The sequence below is a fragment of the Yinghuangia sp. YIM S10712 genome, assembly GCF_051388935.1.
GTDB lineage: Bacteria > Actinomycetota > Actinomycetes > Streptomycetales > Streptomycetaceae > Yinghuangia.
Genome location: NZ_JBPKBI010000001.1, coordinates 883,330 through 910,145, shown reverse-complemented (window position 1 = coordinate 910,145; position 26,816 = coordinate 883,330). Strand labels below are relative to the sequence as shown.

The 26,816-nt window shown below is 69.8% G+C and carries 22 protein-coding genes and 1 tRNA gene; 11 read left to right on the top strand and 12 right to left on the bottom strand.

Annotated elements, in window-relative coordinates:
* Positions 1 to 368: 368 nt before the first annotated feature.
* Positions 369 to 3,917, bottom strand: a complete 3,549-nt coding sequence (gene mfd, locus ACRX5W_RS04265; RefSeq protein WP_436786517.1) for a transcription-repair coupling factor — start codon at positions 3,915 to 3,917, stop codon at positions 369 to 371.
* Between the two features lie 210 nt (positions 3,918 to 4,127).
* On the opposite strand from mfd, the gene ACRX5W_RS04260 reads away from it, so the two are divergent.
* From ACRX5W_RS04260 to ACRX5W_RS04225, 8 genes are all read left to right on the top strand, one after another.
* Entirely contained in the window at positions 4,128 to 5,090 is a 963-nt protein-coding gene (locus tag ACRX5W_RS04260; protein ID WP_436786516.1) for a hypothetical protein, read from the top strand.
* Complete coding sequence (locus ACRX5W_RS04255; protein ID WP_436786515.1) at positions 5,083 to 5,451, top strand: hypothetical protein; 369 nt, start codon at positions 5,083 to 5,085, stop codon at positions 5,449 to 5,451. The genes ACRX5W_RS04260 and ACRX5W_RS04255 overlap by 8 nt, the downstream gene beginning before the upstream one ends.
* 198 nt (positions 5,452 to 5,649) lie before the next feature.
* Positions 5,650 to 7,107, top strand: a complete 1,458-nt coding sequence (locus ACRX5W_RS04250) for an aldehyde dehydrogenase family protein (RefSeq protein ID WP_436786514.1) — start codon at positions 5,650 to 5,652, stop codon at positions 7,105 to 7,107.
* A 164-nt stretch (positions 7,108 to 7,271) separates the two neighbouring features.
* The gene (locus ACRX5W_RS04245; protein WP_436786513.1) at positions 7,272 to 7,727 is read left to right on the top strand and encodes a hypothetical protein; all 456 of its coding nucleotides are present in this window, start codon (positions 7,272 to 7,274) and stop codon (positions 7,725 to 7,727) included.
* Between the two features lie 45 nt (positions 7,728 to 7,772).
* Complete coding sequence (locus tag ACRX5W_RS04240; protein WP_436786512.1) at positions 7,773 to 9,032, top strand: nucleotide sugar dehydrogenase; 1,260 nt, start codon at positions 7,773 to 7,775, stop codon at positions 9,030 to 9,032.
* Entirely contained in the window at positions 9,029 to 10,093 is a 1,065-nt protein-coding gene (locus ACRX5W_RS04235; RefSeq protein WP_436786511.1) for a hypothetical protein, read from the top strand. Before ACRX5W_RS04240 ends, ACRX5W_RS04235 begins: the two co-directional genes overlap by 4 nt.
* Positions 10,083 to 11,048: a methionyl-tRNA formyltransferase gene (locus tag ACRX5W_RS04230; protein ID WP_436786510.1), complete on the top strand. Its 966-nt coding sequence runs from the start codon at positions 10,083 to 10,085 to the stop codon at positions 11,046 to 11,048. The genes ACRX5W_RS04235 and ACRX5W_RS04230 overlap by 11 nt, the downstream gene beginning before the upstream one ends.
* A gap of 528 nt (positions 11,049 to 11,576) precedes the next feature.
* Entirely contained in the window at positions 11,577 to 12,875 is a 1,299-nt protein-coding gene (locus tag ACRX5W_RS04225) for a chloride channel protein (RefSeq protein WP_436786509.1), read from the top strand.
* A gap of 66 nt (positions 12,876 to 12,941) precedes the next feature.
* Here the strand turns inward: ACRX5W_RS04225 and ACRX5W_RS04220 are convergent, their stop codons facing one another.
* The 5 genes from ACRX5W_RS04220 to ACRX5W_RS04200 are packed head-to-tail and all read right to left on the bottom strand — an operon-like array spanning position 12,942 to position 19,005.
* Positions 12,942 to 14,474: a Rieske 2Fe-2S domain-containing protein gene (locus ACRX5W_RS04220; protein WP_436786508.1), complete on the bottom strand. Its 1,533-nt coding sequence runs from the start codon at positions 14,472 to 14,474 to the stop codon at positions 12,942 to 12,944.
* Positions 14,471 to 15,646, bottom strand: coding sequence for a DegT/DnrJ/EryC1/StrS family aminotransferase (locus ACRX5W_RS04215; protein WP_436786507.1), 1,176 nt, complete (start codon positions 15,644 to 15,646; stop codon positions 14,471 to 14,473). The genes ACRX5W_RS04220 and ACRX5W_RS04215 overlap by 4 nt, the downstream gene beginning before the upstream one ends.
* On the bottom strand, positions 15,643 to 16,842 hold the full coding sequence (locus ACRX5W_RS04210) for a DegT/DnrJ/EryC1/StrS family aminotransferase (protein ID WP_436786506.1): 1,200 nt from the start codon (positions 16,840 to 16,842) through the stop codon (positions 15,643 to 15,645). Before ACRX5W_RS04210 ends, ACRX5W_RS04215 begins: the two co-directional genes overlap by 4 nt.
* A gap of 38 nt (positions 16,843 to 16,880) precedes the next feature.
* Positions 16,881 to 17,885, bottom strand: a complete 1,005-nt coding sequence (locus ACRX5W_RS04205) for an NAD-dependent epimerase/dehydratase family protein (RefSeq protein WP_436786505.1) — start codon at positions 17,883 to 17,885, stop codon at positions 16,881 to 16,883.
* Between the two features lie 7 nt (positions 17,886 to 17,892).
* On the bottom strand, positions 17,893 to 19,005 hold the full coding sequence (locus tag ACRX5W_RS04200) for a Gfo/Idh/MocA family protein (RefSeq protein ID WP_436786504.1): 1,113 nt from the start codon (positions 19,003 to 19,005) through the stop codon (positions 17,893 to 17,895).
* A gap of 489 nt (positions 19,006 to 19,494) precedes the next feature.
* Here ACRX5W_RS04200 and ACRX5W_RS04195 point away from each other — a divergent pair, with 489 nt between their 5' ends.
* Both ACRX5W_RS04195 and ACRX5W_RS04190 read left to right on the top strand, forming a co-directional pair.
* Positions 19,495 to 19,977 (top strand): YwqJ-related putative deaminase, encoded by a 483-nt coding sequence (locus ACRX5W_RS04195; protein ID WP_436786503.1) that lies wholly within the window; start codon positions 19,495 to 19,497, stop codon positions 19,975 to 19,977.
* Between the two features lie 2 nt (positions 19,978 to 19,979).
* Complete coding sequence (locus ACRX5W_RS04190; protein ID WP_436786502.1) at positions 19,980 to 20,474, top strand: SUKH-3 domain-containing protein; 495 nt, start codon at positions 19,980 to 19,982, stop codon at positions 20,472 to 20,474.
* Between the two features lie 27 nt (positions 20,475 to 20,501).
* On the opposite strand, the gene pth is transcribed toward ACRX5W_RS04190, so the two are convergent.
* From pth to ACRX5W_RS04160, 6 genes are all read right to left on the bottom strand, one after another.
* Positions 20,502 to 21,098: an aminoacyl-tRNA hydrolase gene (gene pth / locus ACRX5W_RS04185; RefSeq protein WP_436786501.1), complete on the bottom strand. Its 597-nt coding sequence runs from the start codon at positions 21,096 to 21,098 to the stop codon at positions 20,502 to 20,504.
* 59 nt (positions 21,099 to 21,157) lie between these two features.
* Positions 21,158 to 21,754, bottom strand: a complete 597-nt coding sequence (locus tag ACRX5W_RS04180) for a 50S ribosomal protein L25/general stress protein Ctc (protein WP_436786500.1) — start codon at positions 21,752 to 21,754, stop codon at positions 21,158 to 21,160.
* Positions 21,755 to 22,079: 325 nt separating this feature from the next.
* Positions 22,080 to 23,057 carry a ribose-phosphate diphosphokinase gene (locus tag ACRX5W_RS04175; protein ID WP_436786499.1) on the bottom strand — a complete coding sequence of 326 codons (978 nt, stop codon included), beginning with the start codon at positions 23,055 to 23,057 and terminating at the stop codon, positions 22,080 to 22,082.
* Entirely contained in the window at positions 23,054 to 24,610 is a 1,557-nt protein-coding gene (gene glmU / locus ACRX5W_RS04170) for a bifunctional UDP-N-acetylglucosamine diphosphorylase/glucosamine-1-phosphate N-acetyltransferase GlmU (RefSeq protein WP_436786498.1), read from the bottom strand. Before glmU ends, ACRX5W_RS04175 begins: the two co-directional genes overlap by 4 nt.
* Positions 24,611 to 24,819: 209 nt before the next feature.
* A tRNA-Gln gene (locus tag ACRX5W_RS04165) sits at positions 24,820 to 24,891 on the bottom strand.
* A gap of 27 nt (positions 24,892 to 24,918) precedes the next feature.
* Entirely contained in the window at positions 24,919 to 25,602 is a 684-nt protein-coding gene (locus ACRX5W_RS04160; RefSeq protein ID WP_436786497.1) for a hypothetical protein, read from the bottom strand.
* A gap of 251 nt (positions 25,603 to 25,853) precedes the next feature.
* On the opposite strand from ACRX5W_RS04160, the gene ACRX5W_RS04155 reads away from it, so the two are divergent.
* On the top strand, positions 25,854 to 26,816 hold the full coding sequence (locus tag ACRX5W_RS04155) for an acyl-CoA desaturase (RefSeq protein WP_436786496.1): 963 nt from the start codon (positions 25,854 to 25,856) through the stop codon (positions 26,814 to 26,816).

The following is a 26,816-nucleotide window of genomic DNA, read 5'->3' as shown; positions in this document are numbered from 1 at the left end:
GTGCGCGGGCCTGGGCAAGGCATGGCGTGCGCGAACGCGGGTGCGCGCGTCGACCCGGCGGCCGGGCCCGGGCAGGCGCGGGCATGAGCAGGCCTCGACCGGCACGGGCGTGCGCCTGCCCGGGCGAGGGCGAGGGCGTGGGCGGGCGAGTGCGTGGGCGGGCCTGGGCGGGCGCGGGAGTGAGCACGTGTTGACGTACGCGAGCGCGTGTGTCGCACGCGCGGCAAGCGCGGCCGACGCGGATGTGCACGGCAGAGCAGACAGGTGCGCGCGCCGGCGTGGGGCGCCCGGCCGCGTGCGCCTGCCGCTTCGCCCCGGCGAGCCGGCCGAAGCCGACCGCGCCGGGGCTGTCCGCGAGGCGGTGGCTGCTACCGGGTCGCGGCGATCGGCTCCAGGATCACCGCGTCCACGAGGTCCCGCGCCCAGTCCAGCAGCGCGGTGTCGCGCAGCGGCTGCCCGCCGATCCGCGCGGTCATCGGCTTGGGCACCAGGATCTGGTGCACCGCCGACTTCACCAGCGTCTTCGGGTACAGACGCTGGAGGCGCAGCTGCTGCGACTCGCGCAGGTCCACCGGACCGAAGCGGACGAAGTTGCCCTGCAACGTCACGTCCGTCAGCCCGGCCTTGCGCACATGGGCCCGGAACTTCGCGACCTCCAGGAGGTTTTCCACCGGTACCGGCAACGGGCCGTAGCGGTCCGTCAGTTCCTCGCGTACCGACGCGATGTCGTCCTCGCAGGTGATCGCCGCGATGCGCTTGTACGCCTCAAGCCGCAGCCGCTCCCCCGGCACGTAGTCGTGCGGAATGTGCGCGTCGACCGGCAGTTCGACCTTCACCTCGGGCACCTCTTCGGCCTGGTCGCCCTTGTACTCCGCGACCGCCTCGCCGACCAGCCGCACGTACAGGTCGAAGCCGACGCCCTGGATGTGCCCGGACTGCTCGCCGCCCAGCAGGTTGCCCGCGCCGCGGATCTCCAGGTCCTTCATCGCGACGAACATGCCCGCGCCCATCTCGGTGTGCTGCGCGATGGTGGCCAGCCGCTCGTGTGCGGTCTCGGTCAGCGGCTTCTCGGGCGGGTAGAGGAAGTACGCGTACGCCCTTTCGCGCCCGCGTCCCACCCGGCCGCGCAACTGGTGCAGTTGCGACAACCCGAAGTTGTCGGCGCGCTCGACGATCAGGGTGTTGGCGTTGGAGATGTCGATGCCCGACTCCACGATCGTCGTGCAGACCAGGACGTCGAACTCCTTCTCCCAGAAGTCGACGACGACGCGTTCGAGGGCGTTCTCGTTCATCTGCCCGTGCGCGATCGCGACGCGGGCCTCGGGCACCAGCTCGCGGATCTTCGCCGCCGCCTTGTCGATCGACTCGACGCGGTTGTGGATGTAGAACACCTGGCCTTCGCGCAGGAGTTCGCGTCGCACCGCGGCGGCGATCTGCTTGTCGTCGAAGGGCCCGACGAACGTCAGCACCGGGTGCCGCTCCTCGGGCGGCGTGGTGATCGTCGACATCTCGCGGATGCCGGTGACCGCCATCTCCAGCGTGCGCGGGATCGGCGTCGCGGACATCGTCAGCACGTCGACGTTCGCGCGGAGCTTCTTGAGCTGCTCCTTGTGCTCGACACCGAAGCGCTGCTCCTCGTCCACGATGACCAGGCCGAGGTCCTTGAAGCGGGTGTCCTGCGAGAACAGCCGGTGCGTGCCGATGACGAGGTCGACGCTGCCGTCCGCGAGACCTTCGAGGGTCGCCTTGGCGTCCGAGTCGGTCTGGAAGCGCGACAGGGCGCGCACGTTGACGGGGAACTGCGCGTACCGCTCGGCGAACGTCGAGAAGTGCTGCTGCACCAAGAGCGTCGTGGGCACGAGCACCGCGACCTGTTTGCCGTCCTGGACCGCCTTGAACGCCGCGCGCACCGCGATCTCGGTCTTGCCGTAGCCGACGTCGCCGCAGATCAGCCGGTCCATCGGGACCGACTTCTCCATGTCGGCCTTCACTTCCTCGATGGACGAGAGCTGGTCGGGGGTCTCGGCGTACGGGAAGGCGTCCTCCAGTTCGCGCTGCCACGGGGTGTCGGCGCCGAACGCGTGCCCGGGGGCGGCCATGCGCGCCGAGTAGAGCTGGATCAGCTCGCCGGCGATCTGCTTCACCGCCTTCTTCGCGCGCGACTTGGTCTTCTGCCAGTCGGCGCCGCCCAGCCGGTGCAGCGACGGCGCCTCTCCCCCGACGTACTTGGTCACCTGTTCGAGCTGGTCGGTGGGCACGAACAGACGGTCGCCGGGCTGGCCGCGCTTGGCCGGCGCGTACTCGACGACCAGGTATTCGCGCTGCGCGCCGCCCACAGTGCGCTGCACCATCTCGATGTAGCGCCCGACACCGTGCTGCTCGTGCACCACGTAGTCGCCCGTGCGCAGTTGCAGCGGGTCGACGACGTTGCGGCGGCGGCTGGGGAGGCGCCGCATGTCCTTCGTGGAACTGCGCTGGCCGGAGACGTCGGTCTCGGTCAGCACCAGCAGCTTCAGACTGTCGGAGACGAACCCGTGTTCGATCCGGCCGGTGGTGACGTGGACCAGTCCGGCCTCGGGCGCGGCGGACAGATCGGTGTCGAGGCGGGCGGCGATGCCTTCGCCGGACAGCAGTTCGACGTACCGCTGCGCGGTGCCGTGGCCCTCGGTGACGAACACGATCCGCCAGTCGTCGGCCAGACGGCCCTTGACGTCGGCCAGCACCCGCGCCGAGTCGCCGCGGTACGACTCCACCGCCTGCGCGCCGACGGCCGCGGTGTCCGCCTCCAGCCGCACATCGAGCTCGGTGTCGGCGGTGAAGGGGCTCGTGGTCCACCACGGCACGCCGATCTCGCGGGCGTGCTCGCGGATGTCGGCGATGCCGCGCAGCGACGCCGCGCCGAGGTCGATCGGGCTCTCGCCGCCGCCGGCCGCCGCGGCCCACGACGCGTCCAGGAACTCCTGGCTCGTCGCGACGAGGTCGGCGGCGCGCGTACGGACCCGCTCGGGATCGCACAGCAGGATGTGGCTGCCGGCCGGGAGCACGTCGAGCAGCAGCTCCATGTCGTCGACCAGGGCCGGGGCAAGCGACTCCATGCCCTCGACCGCGATCCCCTCGCTGATACGGCCGAGCATGTCGGCGAGGCTGGGGTGCTCGGCCAGCAGCGCGGCGGCGCGCTCGCGCACCTCGGGGGTGAGCAGCAGCTCGCGGCACGGCGGCGCCCACAGACCGCCCTCGGCCACCTCCAGCGAACGCTGGTCGGCGACCTTGAAGTAGCGGATCTCCTCGACCTGGTCGCCCCAGAATTCGATGCGGAGCGGGTGCTCCTCGGTCGGCGGGAACACGTCGAGGATGCCGCCGCGCACCGCGAACTCCCCGCGCTTCTCCACCAGGTCGACCCGGGCATACGCGGCGGCGGCAAGCCGCTCGACGACATCGTCGAGCTCCGCCTCCGCACCCGCCGTCAGGCTCACCGGCACCAGGTCGCCGAGGCCCTTGACCTGCGGCTGAAGCACACTGCGCACCGGCGCGACCACGACCTTGACCGGCCCCCCGACCGTGTCCGGCGCACCGGGATGCGCCAGCCTGCGCAGCACCGCCAGGCGGCGTCCCACAGTGTCCGACCGCGGCGAAAGCCGCTCGTGCGGCAGCGTCTCCCACGCCGGGAACTCCACCACCGACTCCGGCGGCAGCAGCGAACCCAGCGCACTGACCAGGTCCTCGCTCTCTCGCCCGGTGGCGGTGACGGCCAGCACGGGACGCCCTGCGCGGGCCGCGATCGCGGCGACCATGAACGGGCGCAGCGCGGGCGGACCGACGAGATCCAAGTAGGGCCGCCCCCCACTCGCCGCGGCGCGGGTGGCCTCGGCAAGCGCGGGATCGGCAACGACGACATCGAGAAGACCGGTAAGGCTCATGAGTTGCGCGAATCCTCCGGACGGGCGGCGCGCGGCCAACGCGGAACGCCCCGGCCTGGGAAGGACCGGGGTCGCTTCCAGCGTACGCGCCGCTTACTGACATCGCCGTTCCACCCCGCGAGCCGTGAGCAGCGCTTTCAAACCACACGGAAGGGTGATCTCGCACGGGTTTCGCATGCTGTGATCGTGGAATTACTCAGGGTTTCCTTCATGGTCACATCGCAACACGAGGCGGCTCATCGGATCTTCCACGAACGCCCCGAGCTCCTGACCTCGGTGTTCCGCCTCCTTGATGTCACCGTCCCGGAACGCGCGTCCATCGAGGTCCTGTCCGCCGACGTCACCGAGATTCGCCCGCTTGAGCGTCGGGTGGACTGCGTACTGCGTCTCCGACCCTGCAACGGGAGACGCAGTTTCCTGCTGGCGATCGAAACACAGGGACGCCGGGACGAGGACAAGGAACGCAGTTGGGCGTACTACCAGGCGTTCCTCCAGGCGAAATACAGGGAAGAGGAGGTGCTGCTTTTGGTCCTCTGCAAGGATCAGGCCACCGCGAGATGGGCAAGCGGCCCCTTCGCATTCGGCTTCGGCGGCTGGACAGCATTGAAGCTCACTCCGCTCGTACTCGGGCCCGAGAACGTCCCCGTCGTCGTCAAGCCGGAAGAAGCCGAAGCCGACCTCGCTCTCGCCGCCTTCTCCGCCATCACCCACGGACGATCTCGTCAAATCACCGCCATACTGGACGCCCTGGCACAGGCGCTGGGCCGGGCCGACCGGGAAGCGATCGACTACTACTCGGAGTTCCTGGAAGTCGGGCTGCACAACACCCCGGCATGCGAATACTGGAGGGACCTGATGCGCAACGGCAGCTACTTTCCGGGACGCGGCACGCTCGCCGAGCAGAAGTACCTGGAGGGCAAGGCCGACGGAAAGGCGGAAGGGAAGGCCGAGGGCAAGGCCGAAGGGAAGGCCGAGGAAAGGGCCGACTTCGTACTTCGGCTCATGACGATGCGTGGCCTGGAGCTGTCGGCGGACGACCAGCGCCGAGTGCGCCACTGCAAGGATCTCGACACTTTGGCCCGCTGGATCGACCGCGCGGTGTCGGTGAACAGCGCGGGAGAGCTTTTCGCCGAGCCCGAAACCGCTGCCGGCAAGCACGGCCGAAGTGTCTGACGCCCAGAGCGAGCGGGACCGCGCGCTCGTTCGCCGGATCAACATGGACGGCGGACGCAACAGCAGGCACTATCAAGCTCTCCGCTCGATTGCGCACCGGTTGGCTCTGGAGGGCAAGGTCCCCGACCGACCGGGATGGCGGGCGACGGACTGGGGAGCCGGATACGCCGAGGGGTACTTGGAGGGCTTGGCCGAGTCCGTGCTACGCCGCATGGCGCTGCGGGGTCTCGAACTCTCGGCGGACGACGAGCGCCGAGTGAGTGAATGCAGGGATCTCGACGTTCTGCGTGGCTGGTTCGACCCGGCGGTCAGCGCGAGCGGGCCGCCGATGGGGATCGACGAGAGCGCGTCCGCAGGCTGACGTGGGCCGGCGGGTCGGCCGTCACAGTGGGTGCTGTGACGGCCAACTCGCGTTTGGGGGTGGTTCATTCGGTCGTGGGCCTTGGCAGCGTGGGGTGCAACCGGTCCAATGAGATCCGCGAAATCTGACGGGGCGTCGGATTGCGGATGGCAGCGTCCCGGTTCACGCGTCCCACGGGCGAGGGAGACGACGCAGAAGATGAGTGGCGAGGCGCAGAAGCTCTTCATAGCCGGCGAGTGGGTCGAGCCGGGGCGGGGGCACTACGAGGTCGTCAATCCCGCGACGGAGGAGGTCGTGGGTCTGGCGCCCGAGGCGTCGGTCGAACAGGCGTACGCCGCGGCCGAGGCCGCCGCGCGGGCGTTCGACTCGTGGTCGCGGACCGCTCCCGAGCAGCGTTCGGCGATCCTCGGCAAGGCGGCGGACCTGCTGTTCAAGGGCGGTGACCTGCCCGCGCTCGCCGCCGCGGAGTCCGGCGCGACGCCGCAGACCGCGATGATGATGCACGTCGGCACGGCGTACTCGCGTTTCAAGCGGTACGCGAGAGGCGCGCTGGAGCCCACCGAATTCGCCGTCAACCCGCAGGTCACGCCAGAGACGCCGCTCAGTCGGGCCGGTGTCTTCTCCGCGCTGGAGGTGCGGCAGCCGGTGGGTGTGGTCACCTGCATCACGTCGTACAACAACCCGCTCGCGAACACTGCCGGCAAGGTCGCGCCCGCCCTCGCGATGGGCAACACGTGCGTCGTGAAGCCGGCGCCGCAGGACCCGCTCGCGGTCTACCGGATGGCCGCGGCCCTCGAAGAGGCGGGGCTGCCGCCGGGTGTGCTCAATGTCGTCACCGGCTCGTCGTCCGATGTGGGCGAGGCGACCGTCGACTCGCGTCACGTCGACATGGTCAGCTTCACCGGTTCGACGGCGGTCGGGCGGAGGATCGCCGAGGCGGCGGGCCGCGACATGAAGCGGCAGTTGATGGAGCTCGGCGGCAAGGGCGCGTGCGTGGTGTTCGACGACGCCGACATCGCCGCCGCGGTGGCCGGCATCGGGACGGTGTGGAGCTTCTACGCCGGTCAGATCTGCACGGCACCGACCCGCGTGATCGTTCAGCGCGGCGTCTACGCGGAGTTGGTCGAGGGGCTGGAGCAGTACGCCGGGTCCCTCAAGGTCGGCAACCCCGCGGACGACGGCGTCGTGGTCGGCCCGGTCATCTCGGCGGTGCAGCGCGGACGCGTCGAAGACCTCGTCGCCGCCGGGAAGTCCGAAGGCGCCAGGCTCGTCACGGGTGGCGAACGCCCGGACATCGACAAGGGTTTCTTCGTCGCACCCACCCTGTTCGCCGAGGCGACGAACGCCATGGCCATCGCCCGCGAGGAGTTCTTCGGCCCGGTCGTCACCGTGATCCCGTTCGACGACGACGAGCAGGGCGTCGCCATCGCCAACGACTCCGACTACGGCCTCAACAGCTACGTGTTCACCGGCGACGTCGACCGGGCGTTCCGCGTCGCACGCCGGATCCGGTCCGGCGGCGTCGCCATCAACACCGTCGGCCGCAATATGGAAGCGCCGTTCGGCGGCTTCAAGAAGTCCGGCGTGGGCCGGGACTGCGGCTCGTACGCCCTCCACGCCTACAGCGAGGTCCAATCCCTCGTCTGGCAGTCCTGACCCACACGACGGCCGCCGCCCGCGTGGGCCCGGTGGCCGTGGTGCAGGCGGACGATGACGGAAGCCTTGAGGAAACCCCCGCCTGAGAGCGGTTGTTCGCATAACCTGGCCGAAGCTGTCGGGGTGGGGCGGTGGGGGCTGTGTGGGGGCGGTGGCGTTCTGCGGTGCGCGCTGCGCGGGGGCTGGTGGTCGCGCAGTTCGACGCGGTGACACGGGCGCGGCGATGGGAGTTGTTCCGAGAGGCGTTCCCGGACATCGACGAGCTGAGCATTGTCGACCTCGGAGGGACCGAGGAGTTCTGGCGGCATGCGCCGGTGCGACCGAGGCGCGTCGTCGTGGTGTCCTCGCACGGCACGCCCGGACGGGTGTTGCCCTGGCTCGACGTCGTGATCGGCGATCCGACGGCCCACACGGGCGCGTACGACGCCGCGGTCTGCGACCAACTGCAGGACATGACGCCTGAGTTCGCATCGGCGGTACGGCAGTCCGCCACGCGCTACTGGGTGCGCTCGGCGTCCGTCCGGCACGCGGACCTGCAACGGCTGTTCCCCGACGCCGTGCTGCGACGGGAACGCCGAGGCGGATTCACGGTGTCGCGGATCGCCGCGAAACCCCGTTGATCCGCCGGTTGTTGGTGAGGGGGAGCCTTGGGGAGGGGATCGGCAATGCGAGTGGTGATCGCGGGGCAGGGGTACGTCGGCCTGCCGCTGGCGGTACGCGCCGCACAGGTCGGACACGACGTCGTCGGCTACGACACCGACGAACGACGCGTCAAACAACTGGGTTCCGGAGAGTCGTACGTCGAGGACATCCCGTCGGCGCAGGTGCGGGAAGTGCTCGACGCCGGGCGTTACAAGGCGACCGCGGAACCGCGCGGGCTCGGCGGGTTCGACATCGCCGTCGTCACCGTGCCGACGCCGTTGCGGGACGGCGCGCCGGACCTGACGTACATCGAGGACTGCGCCCGCACGCTGTCGCGCTACCTGCGGCCGGGTGCGACCGTGGTGTTGGAGTCGACGACGTACCCGGGCACGACCGAGGAACTGGTCGGGCCGGTCCTCGAAGAGGGGTCGGGGCTGGCTGCCGGACGCGACTTCCACCTCGGCTACAGCCCCGAGCGCATCGACCCGGGCAACCCGGTGTGGAACCTGGTCAACACGCCGAAGATCGTCTCGGGCGTCGACGCGGCGTCGCTGGAGATCATCGACGGGTTCTACGGCTCGCTGGTGGACCGGACCGTACCGGTGTCGTCGCCGAAGGAAGCGGAACTGGTCAAGCTGATCGAGAACACGTTCCGCCACGTCAACATCGCGCTGGTCAACGAAGTTGCCATGTTCGCACACGACTTGGGCATCGACGTGTGGGAGGCGATCGACGCCTGCTCGACCAAGCCGTTCGGGTTCATGCGGTTCACCCCGGGGCCGGGTGTGGGCGGGCACTGCCTGCCGATCGACCCGTCATATCTGTCGTGGCGGGTCCAGCGCACACTCGGCCAGAGCTTCCGTTTCGTCGAACTCGCGAACGACGTCAACAACCACATGCCCGACTACGTGGTACGCCGCCTCACCGCCGCATTCAACGCCCGGCGCCGATCGGTCAACGGGTCGCACGTGCTGCTGCTGGGGCTGGCCTACAAGAAGAACACCGGCGACGCCCGCGAGTCGCCTTCCACGCGGATCGCGGGACTGCTGCTCGATCTCGGCGCGGAGGTGGCGGCGGTCGACCCACATGTCGATCTCGCGCAGCCTGTCGACAGGCGGCTGGCGCGTGTCTCCCTCACGCCCGAGACGGTACGGGCCGCCGACGCGGTGGTGCTGCTGGTCGACCACGACGACCTGGACCTCGGACTCGTGCGTGAGCACGCGTCGTACATCCTCGACTGCCGACGCGCGCTGGGGCCCGCGGACAACGTGGAGGTGCTGTGAGCAGCGCCGTGGGGGACGCGGTGGGACCGGCCCGACCGACGACCGCACCGACCGACGACCAGCGCCCGGGGTTCGCACCCGCCCGCCTCGCGCGACTGGCCCGGCGAGCGGTCGACGACCTCGAACTCGACCTGACCGGCCGGGTGGTGCTCACCGAGGCGGCGACCGGGGCGTACGCCGTCACGCCGGTCATCGCGTCCCTCGCGGGGGCGCGGGTGGTCGCGCTGACGAAGGACACCCGATACGGCACCGTCGACCAAGTCCGGTCGCTGACAGGCTCGCTGGGACGCCTCGCCGACGCGCGGCATCCGATCGAGATCGTCACCGAGCTGACGCCCGAGCTGATCGGCGGCGCCGACATCGTCACCAACAGCGGCCATCTTCGGCCGATCGACGGCGAGTTCGTGGCTCGGCTGGGGCCGGGTGCGGTCGTTCCGCTGATGTTCGAGGCGTGGGAGATCGGACTCGGCCGCAGCGACGTCGACCTTGCCGCGCTCCGCTCGCGCGGCATCGCCCACGCGGGCACCAACGAACACCACCCACGAATAGGCGTGTTCGAGCACCACCGGGCAATGGTCTTGCGTCTGCTGTCGGATTGCGGGATCGCGGTGCACGGCGCGAACTTCGTTGTCGTTTGCGACAATCCGTTCGAGCCGGAGATCGTGGACGGCCTGGTGTGCGCCGGAGCGCAGGTGCACTGCGCCCGATCGCTCGACACCGTGGACACGCCGGAGAACGTCGACGCCGTGCTGATCGCCTCGCGTCCCGGGACACACCCGGTGATCGGCCGCAACGAAGCCCAACGAATCGCCACACGCTGGCCCGGTGCGGTGGTCGTGCAGGTGTGGGGAGACATCGACAGAAATGCCCTGGCCGGACGAGGAGTTCCCTACTGGCCACTGACAGGCCCCGCCCCCGGCCACATGGCCGTCCTGCCCTCGGCCGTCGGCCCGGAGCCGATCGTGCGGTTGCAGGCCGGTGGGCTGAAGGTGGGCCAGATCCTCTTGAAATCAACCGCGTTGTGGACCGATGAGGACAGGGAGTACGTCGATGCCCTCTGACGGCCGCCCGGCGCGCATGGTCCTGATCGGCCTCGGTCCGACTGCGGCGGACGCGCTGCGGGCTTTGGCGGAGCGCTTCCAGGTCATCGCACTCGTGCGCCCCGGCGAGGACGAAACAACGGCTCTGGCAGCCAAGTTGGGTGTCGCGACCCTGCCGGGCACCCGCATCGCCGACATCGGGACTCTGGTTGTGGACGAGTCCCCCGACGCCGTCGTGGTGTCGTCGTACGACCGCATTCTCCCCGACCGCCTGCTCTCCCTCTGCCCGTTCATCAACGTGCATTACTCGCCGCTGCCACGCGGTCGCGGCCGAGCGAATGTCAACTGGGCCATCATCAACGGCGATTCGGAGACGGCGATCACCGTGCACAGCATGGCGCCCGGCCTTGATGCGGGTGGCATCCTCCACCAGGAACCGGTCCCCATCGGCCCGCGCGACACCGTCACGGACCTCTACGACCGCCTCAACGCCCGCCAACGCGCGGTACTCGCGGACGCCGTCGCCCGTCGCCTCACCGGCGACGAGGGTGAACCACAAGAACACACGCAGGCGACGTACGGCTGCACCCGACTGCCGGAGGACGGCGAGGTCACCTGGTCCGCCTCGACTGTCGAAATCGACCGTCTGATACGGGCGTTGACCCCGCCCTACCCCGGCGCCTCCACCCACCTGGGCCTGGAGCCGTTGCGCATCCTCCGCGCCGAACCGGCCCCGGACGCCCCGGTCTACACCGGCAGAATCCCCGGCCGCGTGGTCCGGGTCGACCACTCCGGCGAAGGCTGGGTGGACGTCCTGACCGGCGACGGCATCCTGCGGATTCACGACGTCGCCCGGCACCCGGAAGGCCCACCTGTCGCGGCCAACACCGTGATCAGGTCGGTGAAGACGACTCTCGGCCTGCGAACCACCGACCTGCTCGCGCTCCTGCGCGAACAGGGCCGCGTCAGCGGCTGACTTGCGAACCGGCGCACGCATCGAGCCTCTTCGCTCCGACGCCCAACATGCGCGCCGAATCGGCTTTGGGACTGCTCGTGTTGGGCATAAGGCGGCATCGCCACCCTGCGGCGTGCACCGCGATCAGCCGGACGCGAGGGTCAATGCTCCGCGCAGCCGAACCGTGAAGGTGGCCGTCCCTGACCGAATCGGCAATCTGATGCGTTGTTCCTGCGCGTTCCGTCCTTCGCCGAGCATGCGCAATCACAAGACCGGTAGGACCGTTTCGCGATGGTGGCGGGTATCCGGCAGCACAGCGTGAACGCGATCCGGCTGCTCGGGCTGAGTCGGCAGCCTGCGACGAAGCCTGTGTGCGCGGGTGCGCGGTGCACGGGGAGCGGGGACATGGTCATGGCGCGGGTGCGCACGCAGGGCAGCAACCGATCTCGCACCAGGCCGGCCGGTCGCGGCAGACAGGTATGGCGGTGGCCTGTCCTGTGCGCGGTTCTCGGTGTCGTCGGCGGGCTTGGTTCGGCCGGACTGTTCGGCTTGCTGAAACTGACGACGCACTTCGTGCTCGGAGAGCTCGGCGACCACCGGCCGTACGGTACTGCCCTGGACGGCGGTTTCCACCTTGAGGATTCTGGTGAACGTCTGTGGGCGGTCCCGCTCGTGGTGGCAGGCGGGGCGTTCGTTTCGGCAGCCCTGGTGCGCTGGTTCGCGCCGGATGCGGCGGGGCACGGGACGGATGCGGCGATCGACGCGGCACATCGTCAACCCCTCGGCATCAGGGGGCGGGTGGCCGTCGTCAAAATGGCGGCCTCCGCCGTCACGATCGGCTCGGGTGGGTCCGGCGGTACGGAAGGCCCGGCCGCGCAGATCTCGGCGTCCTTCGGCTCGGTCGTCGCCCGGCGGGCCGGCCTGACGCCGCAGGAGGCGCGAACCGCGGTCACCGTGGGGCTCGCTGCGGGGGTCGGCGCGATTTTCCGCGCCCCGCTCGGCGGCGCGATCCTCGGCGCCGAACTGCTCTATCGCAGGGACGCCGACCCCTCGGTCGTGGCCAAGACCCTGCCGGCCGCCCTCGTGGGATACGGCGTCTTCGGCCTCTTCTTCGGGTATGGCCCCATCCTCGGCGCACACCATGCCGACGCGGTGGGCGGGCCTGTCGGCGTGGTGCTGATCGCGGCCATCGGGCTCGCCTGCGGCGTGACGGGACGCCTGTACGCCGCGGTGTTCTACGCCGTGCACGAACGCGTGGAAGCCGCTGCTCGAACCACCGCTCGGAAATTGCTCTTTCCGGCCCTGGCGGGGCTGGTGGTCGGCGTGGTGGGGCTGTTCGTCCCCGGCGTCCTGGGGACCGGGTACGGCTTGATGCAGGCGGTCATGGACCGCGACGTCCTACTCGGCCTGTCACTGTGGACGGTGCTTTTGCTGGCGCCCGCGAAGCTGGCCGGCACCGCGTTGTCCATCGGCTCGGGCGGCTCCGGCGGCATCTTCGGCCCAGGGCTGGTGATCGGCGCCGGTGTGGGAGCAGCGGTGTGGCGAATCGCCGAGGACACGGGGCACGCCCCGGACGACCCGACGGTCTTCATCGTCGTCGGCATGGCCGCATGCCTGGGCCCGATCGTCCGCGCACCGATCGCGGTGTTGGTGATGGCCGCCGAAACAGTCGGCAATGCGTCACTCCTGGCACCGGGCGCTCTGGGGGTCGTCTGCGCGGTGTGGGTCGTGGGCGGTGTCACGATCTACCGCAGCCAACCCGACAAACGAACGGACGTGAAATCGCCGCTCGTTGCCGCAGCGACCACATCGGAAGCCGACCCCGCGGACACCGCAGGACGACCCTGAACCGCTGTGACTCATCAGCCCTGGCGTGCGGTCTGCCCTCGGCCCGAGACCGAGGGCACCGCCCGGCTACTGCGCCGCTTCGGCCGATGCTCGTTCGGCCGGACCGACGCGCAGCGGCACCGTGCCCCCGGAGACGCACCGGCCCGTCCTGAGGTCCCACTTCCAGTGGTGGCGGGGGCATTCCAGCACGCCGTCCGTGATGTCCGCGTGGGCCAGATCCTCGCCGGCGTGGGGGCAGAAGCGCTGAAAGGTGTGGCCTCGGCGTTCGATGGTTTCGCCGGAGGATGCTTCCTCGCGTTCCCGGACCATCTGCATGGTCTGCGCGGGCTGGTTGCCGTAGCGCAGCAGGCTCATCATCGTCAGGTCGAAGACGTCCGGGTCGCGGTGCAGGCTCAGGCGCAGCGACAGCAGTGCTTCTTCCCAGCCGATGCGGCCGTCGACGATCGCGCGGAGGGCGCGCGGGGGGACCTGGATGGTGTAGCCGGCGTCGATCGGGTCGGCTTCGAGGACGCCGCCGACGCTGCCGAGGCGCACACCCCACGCGGCGCCGTCCGCCACCAGCCGTACGTCACGTTTGTAGTCGGCGAGGAAGCGCTTGTTCCAGTCGGTGAGTTTGCGGAAGTAGGCGTGCAACTCCTCGGCGTGCACCGGCTCGTACGGCTCCTCGTGGTACGCGGACCACTCGTCGGCGCGCCGGGCGCGGTACTCGGCGAGGTACGTCTCCGGGTCGTCGCGCCAACGCCCGCGCTCCGGGTCGGGCGACACACTCACCCCGGCCGATGTGAGGGCGTCGCCCGGTTCCAGGAGGACGGCCTCGACCTCCGGGCAGGCGGTGGCGAAGTCGCGTGCGAGGTCGTCCCACAGCAGGAAGATCGTCGCTGCGCGGTCGTTGAAGCGGTCCAGTTCCGGGTCCAGGAAGCACGGCGGGCCGGCAGCCGGGAGGTACGTCGACGCGCCCGTGAGCCGGATCTTGCGCACCAGCGTGTCGAACAAGTCGCCGCGCACCTCGGCGGTCTTGCGGCGCTGAACCTCGTCCGGGTAGGCGTAGCAGTTCGGGTACCACATCGCGCCGGAGTACTGCGCGGACAACGCGTCGATGTCCGCGGGGAGTTCGGACAGCGGTGTGTTGCAGTCGTTGAGGTCGAGGAACCTGAACTCGTCCAAGTCGACGAGGAGTCCGCTGTCCTCCTTGTGGCTGGTATCGAGGAGCATCGTCAGCGTGAAGCCGTCGGTGACCTCGTACCGCTCCCGGTGTCCGAGCGTGATCACCTCGCGAAAGCCCAGCCCGGTCAGGCGACGCGCGAGTGTCTTGGAGCGAAATCGCGGCACCACGACGGTGGTTGCGTCGTGATCGATCAGTTCGAGGGTGCGTTCGTCGAAGTGGTCCTCGTGGGCGTGCGACAGATACAACAGGTCGTACGCGCCGGTCACGACATCGTCGAGCAGGTGCCGGTTGTCCGGGAACGGGAACCACGAGGCCAGGAAGGCCGGATGGAACCACGGGTCGATGAGCAGGCGCACGCCCGCGTGGGTGATCTCGTAGCCGGCATGGCCGAGCGAGCGGATCGTCGCGCCGGGCGGCAGGGCGCGGCCGGTCACGGTGCCTCCTTGCGCGCGTTCGCGAGGGCCTTGGCGAGCGCGTCGGCGACCCGGGCCTGTTGTTCCTCGGTGATCTGCGGGAACAGCGGCAGTGTGAGAATCTCCTGCGCCGCGCGCTCCGCCACCGGGAAATCACCGCGAGCATAACCGAGTTCGCGAAATGCGGGCTGAAGATGGACCGGCACCGGGTAGTGGACCCCGGCCCCGATGCCGGACGCGTTGAGGTCGACGAGTACCGCGTCGCGGTTCGGCACGCGCACGGCGTAGATATGCCAAACGTGTTCGTTGCCGGGCGCGGTACGCGGCAAGCGCACGAGGCCGTCGGCGGCCAGGTCGGCGAGCAGCCCGTCGTAACGCGCGGCGGCCGTGCGCCGGGCCGCGTTCCAGTCCGCGAGGCGCCGCAACTTCGCGCGCAGGACGACCGCTTGGAGCGTGTCGAGGCGCGAGTTGACGCCGAACCGGTCATGCACGTACTTGCGGGAGGACCCGTGGTCGGCGATCTCGCGTACCAGACCCGCTAATTCGCGGTCATCCGTGATCACCGCGCCGGCGTCCCCGTACGCGCCGAGGTTCTTTCCGGGATAGAAGCTGGTGCCCGCCGCGCGACTCCAAGCTCCCGCTCCCCGGCCGTTTCTCGTCGCTCCCTGGCACTGCGCGGCGTCCTCGTAGATCCGCACCCCTGTCCTGGCGGCAAGGTCGGCCAGAGCTTCCATGGGTGCGAGTTGGCCGTTCAGGTGTACCGGCAGCAGTGCCCATGCCCCCGGTGCCGAGACCGCGCGCTCCGCCGACGCCGGGTCGAGGAGCAGGAATTCGTCGTCGACATCCGCGAAGGCCGGTGTCCCACCCGCGCGCACCACGGCCTCGGCCGTCGCGACGAAGGTGTTGGCCGGCATCACGACGCGTGCGCCAGGCGGCATTTCGTCGGCGCGCAACATCAACTCCAGTGCGTCGGTGCCGTTCGCGACGCCGACACAGTGCCCGGTTCCGCTGAAGGCCGCGAACTCCCGCTCGAACGCCACGACATCGGGCCCCCTGACGAACGCCCCGCTGCCCAGGACGCGGGCGAATCCCGCATCGACCTCGGCGGCCACCTCGGCATGCGACACGAGCAGGTCGACCAGCGGTATGCGACCTGCCCTCTCGGAACCACCCGACACGCCGGCACCGTTCACGCGTGCGCCTCCGCCCCTGTGCCGGCCGCGATGCCGGCCGCCGCGTAGAACTCCACGATCACGCGGTCCTGCTGGGCCTCCGACATGTCGTGGAACAGCGGCAGGATCAGCGAATCCCGGGTAAGCGCCTCGGTGGCCGGCAGCGGCAGCGGCGGCGGGGTGTCGGCGTACGCGGGTTCCAGGTGCGCGGCCATGATGCCCCGGCGCGCGGAGATGCCCGCCGCCGCCAGCCGCCCGAGCATCGCGTCGCGTCCCACGGGGAAGTCCGGCCCCAACTGCACCCAGCACGCCTGGTAGTTGGTCTCGCCGTACACCTGTCCGTCCGCGTCGACAGGGTCGCCGACCAGCCGCAGCCCCGGCACTCCGGACAGCAATTTCCGGTACCGCTCGGCGAGTTCCCGCCGCCTCGCGACCATCTCGGGCAGTCGGCCGAGCTGCACGAGGCCGATCGCGGCCTGCACGTCCGTCATGCGGTAGTTGAAGCCCAGTTCGTCGTAGCTCTCCACCACCGGCGCCCCGCCGCTGCGGTCCGCCGCATCGCGGTCGGCCGCGCTCACACTCATGCCGTGTTCACGCAACCGCCTCAGCCGGGCGGCGACTTCGGGACGGTCGACGGTCACCATGCCGCCCTCGCCGCAGGTGAGCAGCTTGCGCGGGTGGAACGAATACGTCGCGAACGCCGCCCCGGCCCCCACCGGGCGCCCGCGCAGCAACGATCCGGCACCGCAGGCCGCATCCTCGATCACCACGATCCCCGCCGGGTCACACATCGCGCGCATCGCGTCGAGATCGGCCGGGACCCCGCCTTGGTCGACAAGGATCACCGCACGCGTCGCCGCGGAACGCACCGCGTCGACCGTCGTCGCGGTCAGATTGCCGGTCGCCGGGTCGACGTCCGCGAAGACGGGCGAAGCACCCACGTACCGCACGGCGTTCGCTGTTGCGATGAACGACAGTGACGGGACCACCACTTCGTCACCCGGGCCCACTCCCGCCGTGATCAACGCCAGATGCAGCGCCGTTGTGCACGACGACACCGCCACCGCGTCGGCGGCGCCGGTCCAGGCCGCGAAGGCCTTCTCGAACGCCGCGACCTGAGGCCCCTGCGCGACCCACCCCGACCGCACCGCCTCCGCCGCGGCCTCGGCCTCCTCCGGTCCGAACCACGGCCGCATCACCGGTATACGCTCGCTCACCGAATACCCCCAGCCCATGAACCATCCCCCCACACGCCCTACTTGCTGTCGCGCCACCACGCCACGAGGCGCCGCAGCCCCTCCTCCAGGCCGACTTCGGCCCGGAACCCCAACTCGCGCTCGGCCTTCCCGGTGTCCGCCAGCCGGCGCGTGACCCCTCCCACCGCGCGCGAAGGACCGTGCTCGACCCCCAGCTCGGACCCCATCGCCGCGAGCAACCGCTCCGCGAGCTCCTTCAGCGAAGTCTCCACACCGCAGGCGATGTTGAAGGCCTCGTCGGTCACCGGGGCCGCCGCGGCGAGCAGGTTGGCGCGCGCGATGTCCTCGGTGAAGACGAAGTCCATGGTCTGTAGACCGTCACCGAAGATGAGCGGCGGCCGGCCGTCCGCGATGCGGTCCATCCAGCGGATCAGCACCTCGGTGTACAGCCCGTGGACGTCCATGCGCGGGCCGTAGACGTTGAAGTACCGCAGCGCGACGTAGTCCAGCCCGTACATCGCGTGGAAACTGCGCAGCAGCCCCTCGTTGAACAGCTTCGCCGCGCCGTAGAGCGTGTCGTTGTCGTACGGGTGGTGCTCCTCGGTCGTCGGGAACTCCTTCGCCAGCCCGTACACCGAAGCCGACGACGACGCCACGACCTTGCGCACACCTGCCCGCTGCGCCGCCTCCAGCACATCGAACGTGCCGTCCACCAGCACTTCCAAGGCGAGCCTGGGCTGCTCGACACACTGGGTGATGCGGATCGCCGCCAGGTGGAAGACCACATCCGTGCCGGGCAACAGCCGTGCCAGCAGCGCCCGGTCGCGGATGTCGCCCTCGACGAGCGAGCAGCGTCCGCCGCGGGCCGGGTCGAGGGCGTACGCGAGATTCTCCCGGCGTCCGCGCGTCAGGTCGTCGAGCACGACGACCTCCCCCACGCCGGCGTCGAGGAGTTGGTCGACGATCGTCGACCCGATGGTGCCGGCCCCGCCGGTGACCACGCACTTGGCGCCCGCCAACGACGTCCACTTCGCACGGTCGCCAGGCAACTCAGCTTGCATCATGGGTGGTTCAGCCCTTTCCGCCGGTCACCGACACCACGTGCGGCGACCCGGTACCGACCCTCGTGGACCGCGCGGCCGGCACCCCGGGACCGACCGGCACCGCGAGGCCTCCGGTCTCCAGGCTGCGCGACGCCGCCTCAAGAAGCTCCAACACGCGTACCCCCGACCGCCCGTCGGTCAGCGGCGGGCGGGACTCGGCGATGGCGGAGGCGAATTCGGCCATCACCCCGCGCAGCGCCTCCGTCTCCGGCAGCGCCGGCGAGACCACGTCGCCGGTGCGGTAGGAAACGAGCTTGCTGTAGCGCGCCTCCCGACCGAGTGCGGCGTCCTCCGCGAGGTCGATGCCCTTGTCGTGGACGTGCAGGCGCGCGGCCGGGTTCATGTCGTCCCACACCAATGTGCGCCGCGAACCGCCGATGATCGTGGTGCGCACCTTGGTCGGCGAGAGCCAGTTGACGTGGATGTGGGCCATCGCCCCGGTGTTCAGCCGCACCACCAGGTAGGCCAGGCACGCGCGTCCGGTGCCGATGGGGTCCGCGCCGTGCGCGGCGATCGAGATCGGGTGCACGCCCGGCGGCAGGATGAAATCAAGAATGGACAGGTCGTGGGGCGCCAGGTCCCACAGCACGTCGACGTCCGGCTGCACGATGCCCAGGTTGATCCGCACCGAATCGATGAACTGCACGTCGCCGATCTCGCCGCCGTGCAGCATGTCACGGATGCGGCGCACCACCGGCATGAAGCAGAACGTGTGGTCGCACATCAGCGTGAGGCCGTTGCGCTCGGCGAGTTCGACCAGTTTCACAGCGTCGGCGCGCGACGAGGTGATCGGCTTCTCGACGAGCACGTGTTTGCCGGACTCCAGTGCGGCGCGCACGAGTTCGAAGTGCGTCGCGGCCGGGGTCGCGATGGCGACCGCCTGCACCGCGTCGTCCGCCAGCACCGCGTCGTACGCCCCGGTCACCCGCACGGTGCTGTACGCGCCGAGCACCGCGCGGGCACGTGCCTCGTCGAGGTCGCACAGCACCTCGACGCGCAGGCCCGGCGTCGCCTGCGCGTTGCGTATCAGATTCGGCCCCCAGTAACCGGCGCCGACCACCGCCAACCCCACTGACGCCATGGCGCAACAACTCCTCGGCTTCCCCCCACCGCACGCCCCCCTGGCGCGCGGCGATCCCCACCCGCGGCGAACGCGGCCGAGTGCGTCCCGCCGGACATCCGGCGCCGGCATGGACCCCCCACCCCGGGCACCGCGTCCGTCGTCGTGTCTGCGGACCGCCCACCCGACGCTAGCGCCCGCGCCGCGCTGCGGGAGCCCAACGGGCAGAAAAACCGGATCGACGGCCGCCGCACAGGCGTGGACGATCGTGGGCCGGGCAGGCGCGAAACGGCCGGACACCGCCGAATGGCTTCTGTGGCGGTGATCACTTAGGGTCACCCTGGTGGTGAAGCGAGCAAGGCCGTTTGGCACCCTGTGACGGGCGGATGATCATCCGCCGACCGTTGCGTGACTGCCGGATTGCCGTTGTACGACATGCAACCGCACGCCGTACGCCGGTAGGTGACGACGGATCAGCTCCAAACAGCAGCGACGCAGAAGGGAAGCGACGTGGCCGCCCCGCCCCAGCCGACGACCAGCCGGGCACCGCAGGAAACCACGGGGCACCCCGAGCTCATCACGGCCCGGGTGCCGCGCGACAGCATCCTCCCGGCCGTGGCGGCGGCCCTGTTCGTAGGCAAAAAGGTACGCACCCGGGCAGGCGCGAAGGGCGACACCGTTCCGGCCCCGCACGAACTCGTCCGCACCTTCCTCGCCGAACTCCCGCCCGAGCAACGGGAACGCTGGAACGGCCGCTGCCCCGAAGTCGAATTGCTGTCCGAACACATCGCGGAGGCCGAGGAAAGCCGCCGGGGCCGCGCCGCGAAGAAACCGTTCACCCTCGCCGACGCGCGCCGCGCCCTCCGGGGGGCGAAAGTCACGCTGCGTCGCATTCGCGAAGAGGGTGACCCCGACCACGGCGGTTATCAGCCGCCGTGCCGCTCGTGCGCGGCGCTGTTGGAACACTTCGGCGTGACGGTGAAGGAAGGCTGAGCATGTCGCGGTTCTCCACCGAGGTGGTGTACGAACTCAAGCGCGCCGGCTGGCGGGTGGGCCGCAAGCGCCTCGAACAGGCGGAGGTGTGGGCGAAAGAGGTCGCCGACCACACGTCGCCGGACGGCTACCGGCACTCGGTCTTCCCGGCCGCGCTCGACGCGTGGTCGGAGTTCGGCGGCCTGCGCGTAGCGGTCGACGGACCGGGCGCGGCCGTCGCGCGACGGCCGTTCACGGTCGACCCGACGCTGGCCCTGCACCTGACGCGTACGCTCGCCGACGTCGGCCGCAGCCTCGGCACCAACCTGTGCCCGCTCGGCGCGGAGGACGGCGGCGCCGGCTTCCTCGCGATCGACCCGGCCGGACGCGTGTTCGCGATCGACCACACCGGCGAATGGTTCCTCGGCGCGAGCGTCGACGCGGCCCTCGCGACGCTCATTCTGGGCACCGCACCGGCGCGCGTGCACGACGACGGCACGTGGGAGACCGTCCGCTGACCGCGGTCGCCGACCGCTGCGGGACGGTCAGGAGTTGTACAGGCTCTGCGCGCGTTCGAGCCCGTCGGTGAGCAACGACTCGACGGCGTCGGCGGCGCGGTCGACCTCGACGTCGAGGCCCTTGCGCTCGGTGGACGAGAAGTCCCGCAGCACGAAAGCCGCGACGTCCATCCGCCCCGGCGGCCGGCCGATGCCGAACCGGACCCGGAAATAGTCGGGCCCGAGGGACTTGGTGATCGACTTGAGGCCGTTGTGACCGTTGTCGCCGCCGCCGCGCTTGAGGCGCAACACCGGGAAGTCGATGTCGAGTTCGTCGTGGATCACGACGATCCGGTCGAGCGGGACCTTGTAGAAGTCCCGCAGTGCGGTGACCGGCCCGCCCGACAGGTTCATGTAGGTCATCGGCTTCGCCAGGACCACGCGCTGTCCCGCGAGCCGGCCCTCCACGACCTGCGCTCGCGCCTTGTGCGCCTTGAACTTCCCCCCGGCGCGCTCCGCGAGGAGGTCCGCGACCATGAAGCCGATGTTGTGGCGGTTGCCGGCGTACTCGGGGCCGGGGTTGCCGAGGCCCACGACCAGCCACGGACCGCTGTCCGCGCCGACGTGGGCCTGCGACGTCACCATGCTGTGTGTCCCGATGCTGTCCGTTGTGCTGTCCGCCGGTGAGGCAAGAGCCGCGAGGCTCAGGCCTCGACGGTCTCCGCGGCCTCGGCCGACTCTTCCCCGGTCTCCGCGGCCTCGGCGGCGGCCGGGACCATGACGTGCAGGACGACGGTGTCACCGTCGACCGCGAGGGTGGTGCCGCGGGGCAGCGCGATGTCCTTGGCGTGCACGGACTGGCCGGCCTCCAGGCCCTCGACCGAGACCTCGATGGCCTCCGGCAGGTGGGTGGCCTCGGCCTCGACCGGCAGCGCGACGACGACGGTCTCCAGCAGACCGCCCGGCGCGACGGTGCCGGTGGCCTGCACGGGCACCTCGACGACGACCTTCTCGCCGCGCTTGACCAGGATCAGGTCGACGTGCTCAAGGTGGCGCTTGATCGGGTGGCGCTGCACGTCCTTGGGGAGCGCGAGCTCCTTCTTGCCGTCGACCTCCAGCGCGAGCAGGACGTTGGGCGTCTTGAGCGCGAGCATCAGGTCGTGGCCCGGCAGGGACAGGTGCACGGGAGCGGTGCCGTGACCGTAGAGAACAGCGGGAACCTTGCCCTCGCGACGGGCACGTCGCGCGGCGCCCTTGCCGAACTCGGAACGCGACTCGGCGGCGATACGGACCTCGGACACGACGGGTACTCCTCGAAACGACGCGGTGGCGAATGTGCGGGGATGGGATCCCTGTGGATGGAAGCCCGACCGGAGCGACGCTTAAGGGAGCGGACGGACTCGATCGGACCCCGTGGTGCCCGAGTGGCACCGGGTTCCCGGCACCCGAGAGGAGCTTGCAAGCCGTCTGCCACCGCGTCGATCACGGAGCAGATCTCGCATCCCTCGCCGGGCAACCCCGCAAGCCTACCCACAACCCCGGGCCACGCAGAAATCGGGTGTGCCCCGAACAGGCGGACGCCGCCCGGTCAGTGACCGGGCGGCGTCCGAACTTGCTTGCGGCGGCTCAGCCGTGGCCGTCGAACAGGCTGGTCACCGAGCCGTCCTCGAACACCTCGGTGATCGCGCGCGCGACCATCGGGGCGATCGACAGCGTCGTGAGTTTGTCGAACTGCCGCTCCTCGGGAATCGGCAGCGAGTTGGTGACGATGACCTCGCTGATCCGCGAGTTCTTCAGCCGGTCCACCGCCGGACCGGACAGCACCGCGTGCGTCGCGGCGACGATGACGTCCGCGGCGCCGTTCGCGAACAGCGCCTCGGCGGCGGCGCAGATCGTGCCGCCGGTGTCGATCATGTCGTCGACCAGCACACACGTACGGCCCTCGACCTCACCGACGACCTCGTGCACCGAGACCTCGTTGGCGACGTTCGGGTCGCGGCGCTTGTGGATGATCGCCAGCGGCGCACCGAGGCGGTCGGTCCACTGGTCGGCGACGCGTACGCGGCCGGCGTCCGGCGACACGACGGTCAGGCGCTCGCGGTCGACGCGCTTGCCCACGTGGTCGGCGAGCAGCGGCAGCGCGAACAGGTGGTCGACCGGGCCGTCGAAGAAGCCCTGGATCTGCGACGTGTGCAGGTCGACGCACATCAGGCGGTCGGCACCCGCGGTCTTGAACAGGTCGGCCATCAGACGCGCCGAAATCGGCTCGCGGCCGCGGTGCTTCTTGTCCTGACGGGCGTACCCGTAGAACGGGATGATCACGGTGATGCGCTTCGCGGAAGCCCGCTTGAGCGCGTCGACCATGATGAGGTGTTCCATGATCCACGTGTTGATCGGAGCCGTGTGGCTCTGGATCACAAACGCGTCGGAACCGCGGACCGACTCTTCGAAGCGCACGTAGATCTCGCCGTTGGCGAAGTCGAACGCCTTGGTCGGAACAAGGGTCGCACCGAGCTCGGTCGCCACCTGCTTCGCCAGCTCGGGGTGTGCCCTGCCGGTGAAAAGCATGAGCTTGCGCTCGGGCGCCAGTTTGATCCCGGTCACTGATCCGTCTCCTTGTTGCTCGCCTCGACCTGACCGACGGTCGGCCCTGCCGTCTCCTGTACGCCCCCGACCGCATCCTGCCCCGACACGCCTCGCTGTGCGGCTTGTTGTGCGGCTTGTTGTGCGGCTTCCGCTGCGTTGGCGGCAGGCGAACCCGCGCGCCGACGCGTCACCCAGCCCGCGATGTTGCGCTGGCGGCCACGCGCCACCGCCATCGCACCGGGCGGTACATCGTCGGTGACCACCGACCCGGCAGCCGTGTAAGCGCCGTCACCGATGGTCACCGGCGCCACGAGCATCGAGTCACTGCCCACACGTACATGGTCGCCCACAACCGTGTGGTGTTTGGCCACTCCGTCGTAATTGACGAAAATCGTAGCGGCCCCGATGTTGGCCCCGACACCGATGGTCGCGTCGCCCACGTACGACAGGTGCGGGACCTTGGAACCCTCTCCGACCTGCGCGTTCTTCATCTCCACGAACCCGCCGGCCTTCGCCTTGGCGGCCAATACCGTCCCCGGGCGCAGATAGGTGTACGGCCCGACGCTCGCGCCCGGCCCCACCACCGCGCCTTCGCAGGTCGCGTTGAACACGTGTGCACCGGCTTCGACCCGGGTGTCACGGAGCGTGCAGTTCGGCCCGACTTCGGCTCCCGCGGCGACGAAAGTGCGCCCGTACAACTGGGTGTTGGGCAGCAGCGTCGCGTCCGGCTTCAGCGTCGCGTCGACGTCGACCCATGTCGTCGCAGGATCGACGACGGTGACGCCGGCCCGCATCCACGCCTCCACCACGCGCTGGTTGAACAGGCGCCGGGCTTCCGCGAGTTGGACGCGGTCGTTGATGCCGAGGATCTCGCGGTGGTCGGCGGCGGCGACCGCGCCGACGCGGTGGCCGGCCCCGCGCAGCAAGGTCAGGGTGTCGGTGAGGTATTCCTCGCCCTGGGTGTTGTCGGTGGTGAGCCCGCCGAGCGCGGAGCGCAGCAGTTTGCCGTCGAACGCGTACACACCCGAGTTGATCTCGGTGATCGCACGCTGCGCGGCGTCGGCGTCCTTATGCTCCACGATGCCGCTCACCGCGTCGCCCGGGTCGCGCACGATGCGGCCGTAACCGGTCGGGTCGGGCACGTGCGCGGAGAGCACGGTGACCGCGTTGCCCTCCTGCTCGTGGGTGTCGACGAGCGCGCCGAGGGTCTCGGCGGTCAGCAGCGGGGTGTCGCCGCACACCACGACGACCGTGCCGGACGGCTCGCGTCCGCGGTCGGCCAGCGCGTCGATCGCGACGCGTACCGCGTGGCCGGTGCCGTTCTGCTGCTCCTGCACGACCGGCAGCGCGGCGGGGTCGAGTTCGGCGAGGTGTGCGGTGACCTGGTCGCGGCCGTGCCCGACCACGACGACGAGCTGCTCGGGGTCCAAACGTCTCGCGGCCTCGACCACGTGCCCGACCAGACTGCGTCCGGCCAGCGCGTGCAAAACCTTGGGGGTGGTCGCGGACTTCATGCGGGTGCCCTCACCCGCGGCGAGTACGACAACAGCAGCGGGGCGGACGGGGCTCACGCCGGTGGCTCCTCGGCTCTGCGTGCGGGGGACCGCCCGGTAACGGCGTATCGACGGCAGCCCGAACACGCCACGAAAACCGGACATCGCCAGGATACCGGTGCAGGGGTCTGGCGATGCCACTCGGAGGGGCTGGGCAGCGTTCTTCGGATGGGAGCGCGCGCGGCCGATTAAACGCCCAAAAAACCGAGCGGATGCAAAGTGAACAGCTCCGCTGCAAGGACTCGAACCTTGACTAACCGCTCCAAAGGCGGATGTGCTGCCGATTACACCACAGCGGATAGCAAATCGGACATTCTCCCCTCTCATCAAGAGAGATGCGCCGATGCAGCCTCTACTATGCCAGCCCACCAGCCCTCGATGCACTCATAAAGCTCTGTGCTGCGCCGCACCCGGATGTTGAGGCAGCCACGGTAGGCCTCGGCAGTGTTGTATCGGACCGTTGTCGGGTTGTGCTTCTTGAGAACCACGGGTTGGAAGTCTTCGGCCGGAACGCCCACGACATCGGCCCAGAACCGCTCCGCCGCGGCCACATCCGCGGTCTCGTGGATGAAGACGCGAAACGTACACCGGTCGGTCCCCAGGCCCAAAGAACGCAACCAGGCGAGGAACACCCGGATCATCCCAGGATCGCTGTTCACGAAGTCGACGCGCTTGGCGGGGCGCCACGGCTTGCTCTTGGTGCCTTCGGCCCAGTACAGCCCGACGCCCAGCGCAAGCAACTCGCGCTCGCTGAGGTGTGTGAACTCGTCGGCGCTTTCGCGGTGGTTGCGCTCGACACGCTGTTTGACGTTTTCGTCGCGCACCGCTCGCATCATGTCCATGTGGCGCGTCATCGCTTCGGGAGATTGTTCGCGCGGCTTCGGCAGATCCCGCACCCACAGCGACACCGAACTCTTCGACACCCCCAACTCCTCGACGATCTCGTCGTACGTCTTGCCCTGGAGCCGCAGGGTTCGGGCTCGCTCGCGCTGTTCGACCTTGGCTTTCATGGTCGAAAGCGTGACCGAAGCCCACTCGCCTGTCTCGAACTTCCATTCGATTCACCCGTTCGGCGCACGTTGACAACGGCACGGCGGTAAACCCGGTTGACGTAACGACATCTTGTCTTGCGTGCGCCTGATGCCATACTGGCGACAACTTACGGTCCCGTAGGTTATGTATCCGCCCGCGCGCGTATGTCTTCTATATGCCACTAAAGCGCCCTGAAACCGCCTCCGTCTCCCGACGTGCGAGGGAATCCATGACACCTTCGTCCGGCACCGCCGTGCTCGCCCCCGAGACCCCGACGCCGGCCCCGGCAAGGGGCACGCTGGGCGGCGAGCGCAAGAACCTGGCCGAGCAGATCGCACTCGCGTTGTTCATCGGCATCCCCTTCGCGGCACTGATCGCCGCCGTCCCCGTCATGTGGGGGTGGGGCCTGTCGTGGCTTGACGTGGCGCTGGTCGTGATCATGTACGCGATCACCGGCCACGGCATCACGATCGGCTTCCACCGCTACTTCACCCACGGATCCTTCAAGGCCGGCCGCAAGGTGCGCATCGCACTGGCGGTCGCCGGCAACATGGCGGTCCAGGGGCCGCTGGTCCGGTGGGTGGCCGACCACCGCAAGCACCACAAGTTCTCCGACCAGGAAGGCGACCCGCACTCGCCGTGGCGGTACGGCAGCGGGTTCCGGGGCCTCGCCAAGGGCATGTGGTGGGCCCACATGGGCTGGCTGTTCGACCCCGAGCAGAGCCCGCAGGACAAATACGCGCCCGACCTGCTCAAGGACCCCCTGATGGTCCGCCTGTCGCGGCAATTTCCCTTGTGGGTCGCCGTCTCGCTGACACTCCCCGCGCTGGCCGGCGGCCTGATCACGTGGTCGTGGCAGGGCGCGCTGACCGCGTTCTTCTGGGCCGGCCTGGTCCGCGTCGGGCTGCTGCACCACGTGACGTGGTCGATCAACTCGATCTGCCACGCGGTCGGCAACCAGCCGTTCCGTTCGCGGGACAAGTCCGGCAACGTGTGGTGGCTCGCGATCCCGTCGATGGGCGAGTCGTGGCACAACCTGCACCACGCGGACCAGACGTCGGCCCGGCACGGTGTGCTGCGCGGACAATTGGACTCCAGCGCCCGGATCATCCGGTGGATGGAGAAGCTCGGTTGGGTCTCGGACGTGAGATGGCCGGACCGCGCGCGGATCGCCGCACGACGCGCGGCATGA

What these genes read in the sequence shown, in the direction of transcription:
- mfd (WP_436786517.1), bottom strand. Translation starts at nt 3,917, where the DNA reads ATGAGCCTTACCGGTCTTCTCGATGTCGTCGTTGCCGATCCCGCGCTT.
- ACRX5W_RS04200 (WP_436786504.1), bottom strand. Translation starts at nt 19,005, where the DNA reads ATGGCGTCAGTGGGGTTGGCGGTGGTCGGCGCCGGTTACTGGGGGCCG.
- ACRX5W_RS04205 (WP_436786505.1), bottom strand. Translation starts at nt 17,885, where the DNA reads ATGATGCAAGCTGAGTTGCCTGGCGACCGTGCGAAGTGGACGTCGTTG.
- ACRX5W_RS04230 (WP_436786510.1), top strand. Translation starts at nt 10,083, where the DNA reads ATGCCCTCTGACGGCCGCCCGGCGCGCATGGTCCTGATCGGCCTCGGT.
- ACRX5W_RS04190 (WP_436786502.1), top strand. Translation starts at nt 19,980, where the DNA reads ATGTCGCGGTTCTCCACCGAGGTGGTGTACGAACTCAAGCGCGCCGGC.
- ACRX5W_RS04260 (WP_436786516.1), top strand. Translation starts at nt 4,128, where the DNA reads ATGGTCACATCGCAACACGAGGCGGCTCATCGGATCTTCCACGAACGC.
- ACRX5W_RS04250 (WP_436786514.1), top strand. Translation starts at nt 5,650, where the DNA reads ATGAGTGGCGAGGCGCAGAAGCTCTTCATAGCCGGCGAGTGGGTCGAG.
- ACRX5W_RS04160 (WP_436786497.1), bottom strand. Translation starts at nt 25,602, where the DNA reads ATGAAAGCCAAGGTCGAACAGCGCGAGCGAGCCCGAACCCTGCGGCTC.
- ACRX5W_RS04155 (WP_436786496.1), top strand. Translation starts at nt 25,854, where the DNA reads ATGACACCTTCGTCCGGCACCGCCGTGCTCGCCCCCGAGACCCCGACG.
- ACRX5W_RS04240 (WP_436786512.1), top strand. Translation starts at nt 7,773, where the DNA reads ATGCGAGTGGTGATCGCGGGGCAGGGGTACGTCGGCCTGCCGCTGGCG.
- pth (WP_436786501.1), bottom strand. Translation starts at nt 21,098, where the DNA reads ATGGTGACGTCGCAGGCCCACGTCGGCGCGGACAGCGGTCCGTGGCTG.